The organism is Mesorhizobium sp. P5_C1, assembly GCF_054049815.1.
The window spans coordinates 1-3,682 of the sequence record NZ_JBFULQ010000533.1 but is presented as its reverse complement, the minus strand read 5'-3'; the positions used below and the strand labels follow the sequence as shown (position 1 = coordinate 3,682).

At 59.3% G+C, this 3,682-nt stretch carries 3 protein-coding genes; all 3 read right to left on the bottom strand.

Going from position 1 to position 3,682, the window contains the following annotated elements; translation table 11 throughout:
* Positions 1–18: 18 nt before the first annotated feature.
* Positions 19–657, bottom strand: a complete 639-nt coding sequence (locus tag ACXJ7R_RS27330) for a class I SAM-dependent methyltransferase (protein ID WP_457154540.1) — start codon at positions 655–657, stop codon at positions 19–21.
* A 65-nt stretch (positions 658–722) separates the two neighbouring features.
* Complete coding sequence (locus tag ACXJ7R_RS27325) at positions 723–1,826, bottom strand: calcium:proton antiporter (protein WP_457154539.1); 1,104 nt, start codon at positions 1,824–1,826, stop codon at positions 723–725.
* A gap of 167 nt (positions 1,827–1,993) precedes the next feature.
* The coding region (locus ACXJ7R_RS27320) for an AMP-binding protein (protein ID WP_457154538.1) at positions 1,994–3,682 on the bottom strand (1,689 nt) is incomplete at its 5' end.

The window sequence follows — 3,682 nt, the reverse complement described above, 5'->3', positions numbered from 1 at the left end:
GAACTCGCCTATAGCTTTCTAAAGAAGCCGGACAGAATATTTCGGACCCGCTTCGCCGGACCGCAGTCTGATTCCGTCCTCGAAGCAGTTCAGTGTCACGCACTCGAAGCCGCTGTGTGCGAGGAGTGCCACCAGCGAGTCACGGTCGAAGTGGTGCAGGTGCTCGTTGGGGAGACGCATGCGCCACGTGTGGAACCACGCGTCGCCGTCGGCGCCGAGCTCGCGCCAGCGGCAATAAGGGACGGCGACGGCCAGATAGCGGGCCTGAAGGCGGGCGAGGAAACCCAGATCCGGGATGTGCTCCAGCACGTCGAACATGGCGACGAGATCCCACGAGCTGGCGAGCGCCTCATCCCAATCGACAAAGCGGACGCCCTTGGGCAGCGGAAACTTGGCGATGTCGCAGCCGGCGCAGTCGGACACTCCGGTTATTTTCGCGGCCTCGACGAATGTGCCCGTGCCATATCCAATCTCCAACACGGACCGGGGAATCTCGCCGGTGATTCCAAGCACCCAGCCAAGTCGCTGATACCCGAGCTTGATGGTCCGGTCACTCAGGTCCTCGTAATAGGAAATGTATTGCTTGTCGTATTTGATCGGGGTGAAGTCGATCTGGTGGATCACGCCAAACTCGTCCACCTCGTAATTGTCCAACATCAGCGCGCAGCCTCCGATTCCGAATTCCTAAATCACAGACAACCGCGGATCTGGGCGCAAACCGGTCATGGTATAAATATAAGAAATATATACGTAAAAAATACCACGATATGGACCATGCCAGTCAGGAATGTTGTTCTTTCGGTACTAAAACTCACGTTGCATATGAAGAGTGCTAAAACTAGAAGTACTGCATCAGTCGATGGAAGCCCAAGGGTTAATCCTCTCCCCGTCAGCAGGCTGGCGGCTGCGACCGCAGGTATTGTCAAACCAATTGTAGCGCATGCGGAACCCATCGCAACATTCAAGCCGCGTTGCAGCTCATTGTGAAGTGAAGCGCGAACCGCCGAAATGGCCTCCGGCATCAAAACCAACCCGGCGATCAATGCTCCCACAATACTGTCGGACTGGGTCACCTGGTAGGCAACGAGCGTATCTTCAACACCTGCGGCGACTTGCTCGGCGAGCATGACAATTCCAATCAGCCCGATCAACAGGAGCAAAGTGCTGACAGCGATGCTTTCGTGAGGGGCGGTCCGCATCGAAGCGTCGTGTTCTTGCCCTTGGACGAAGTCGTCTCGGTGCCGGACAGTCTGAGCGAACACAAAACTTGCATAGAGCAGCACTGAAAGCACGGCTACGAAGCCTAGTTGAGCAGCTGAAAATGTGCCAGGGCCCGTAGTTTGTGTGTAGGTTGGCAAAATAAGCGTCATGACGGTCAGTGCGGCCAGAACCGCCAAATATGYGCTGGTCCCTTGTCGAACAATTGCCTGCTTGCGATGACGCCAGCCGCCAAGCGCGAGACACATGCCGACAACGCCGGTAGATGTAATCATCATCGTTGAAAAGACGGACTCACGTGCAAGCGTGGGGTTGTTCTCTCCATGCAGCATCATGGAAACGATGATCGACACTTCGATTGCCGTCACGGCAAAAGTCAGTACCAACGTGCCGTAGGGTTCTCCTACACGCCGAGCCACCGCCTCTGCATGGTCGAGCACCACGAAAATGGTGGTGAACATAATGGCACTCGAAAGCCCTCCGACAAGGATCCTGACGCCCAGCGAACCTTCATCCACCGACAGCCCGCTTGCCCTGACTGCGACAGCCATCATCAAGGCGGCCAAGGGCATCGCATAAGAGGTGACCGATCGTTRGAAAACACTCATTCAAGCCCCCATGCGCCTGCGAAACTTGCTGAAAACCCATGGGGAGCACCTTCGCCAATGTCCGGCAGACCCCCATTCGACCCTCACAAACAACGTCAGCCCGCGGCTCCAAACGATGCCGCGGGATCGCGACCTTGGCTGCATTCAAAATCGAAGCGCTGCTCCCCTTAAGCCGTCTTCTGCGTCACCAATCCCAGTTCCTTGACCATCGCCTCGCGCATCAGAAACTTCTGCGGTTTGCCGGTCACCGTCATCGGCAGTTCGGTGCGGAAGCGGATGTGGCGCGGGATCTTGTAGTGGGCGATCTGGCCGGCGCAGAAGGCCTTGATCTCCTGTTCGGTGGCGATCTGGCCTGGCTTGAGCACGATCCAGGCGCACAGCTCCTCGCCATATTTTGGGTCTGGAATGCCGAACACCTGCACTTCCCTGACCTTGGGATGGCGGTAGAGGAATTCCTCGACCTCGCGCGGATAGACGTTCTCGCCGCCGCGGATGACCATGTCCTTGACCCGGCCGACAATGTTGCAATAGCCCTCGGCATCGATGGTGGCGAGATCGCCGGTGTGCATCCAGCCATCGGTGTCGATCGCCTCGCGGGTCTTCTCGATGTCGTCCCAATAGCCCTTCATCACCGAATAGCCGCGCGTGCACAGTTCGCCCGGCGCACCGACGGCGACGGTGGCGCCGTCGGCATCGACCGCCTTGACCTCGACATGGGGGTGGATGCGGCCGACCGTCGAGACGCGTTTTTCCAGCGGGTCGTCGACGCCGCTCTGGAACGACACCGGACTTGTCTCGGTCATGCCGTAGGCGATCGTCACTTCTGACATATGCATCAGCGACACCACTTTCTTCATCACCTCGATCGGGCATGGCGAGCCGGCCATGATGCCGGTGCGCAGGCTGGAGAGATCGAAGGACTGGAAGTCCGGATGATCGAGCAGCGCGACGAACATGGTCGGCACGCCATAAAGCCCGGTGCAGCGCTCATTCGCCACCGCTTTCAGCGTGGCGCCGGCATCGAACCCCTCGCCCGGGAAAACCATGGTCGAGCCCTTCGACACGCAGCCCATGGTGCCCATCGACATGCCGAAGCAGTGATAGAGCGGCACCGGGATGCACAGCCGGTCGTCGACGGTCAGCTTAATCGCCGAGGTGACGAAATTGCCGTTGTTGACGATGTTGTTGTGGKTCAGCGTCGCGCCCTTGGGTGCCCCTGTCGTACCTGACGTGAACTGGATGTTGATGGCGTCGCCGGGCTTCAGCCCCTCCGAGATGCGGTCGAGGCTGTCATGCTCGTCGCGCCCGGCCATGGCCAGCACATCGGCGAAATTGAACATGCCGGGTGAGTTGTCCTCACCCATGCGGATGACGATCTTCAGCGCCGGCAGCTGCTTTGCCTTAAGCTTGCCGGGGGTGGCTGTCGCGAGCTCCGGCGCCAGCGTCTCGATCATGCCGAGATAGTCGGAGGTCTTGAACTTGACCGCGGTCACAAGCGCCTTGCAGCCGACCTTGTTCAAGGCATAGTCGAGTTCGGTCAGCCGATAGGCCGGGTTGATGTTGACCAGGATCAGGCCGATGCGCGCGGTGGCGAATTGCGTCACCAGCCATTCCCATCGGTTGGGCGACCAGATGCCGACGCGATCGCCCTTTTCAAGGCCCAGCGCCAGGAAGCCGGCGGCCAGCGCATCGACCGTGTCCGACAGTTCGCTCCAGGTGAAGCGCTTGTCCTGGTCGACGAAGACCGCAGCATCGAGCGTGGCGTATTTACTGGCGGTGTCGGAAAACAGAGCGGGAACAGTCTTGTTGAGCAGCGGCGTCGAGCGCTCGCCGGAAACATGCGCCTTGCCGTCGAC

Bases quoted from the DNA above. Each gene is read 5' to 3' on its own strand.
- ACXJ7R_RS27330 (WP_457154540.1), bottom strand. From the start codon at position 657: ATGTTGGACAATTACGAGGTGGACGAGTTTGGCGTGATCCACCAGATC.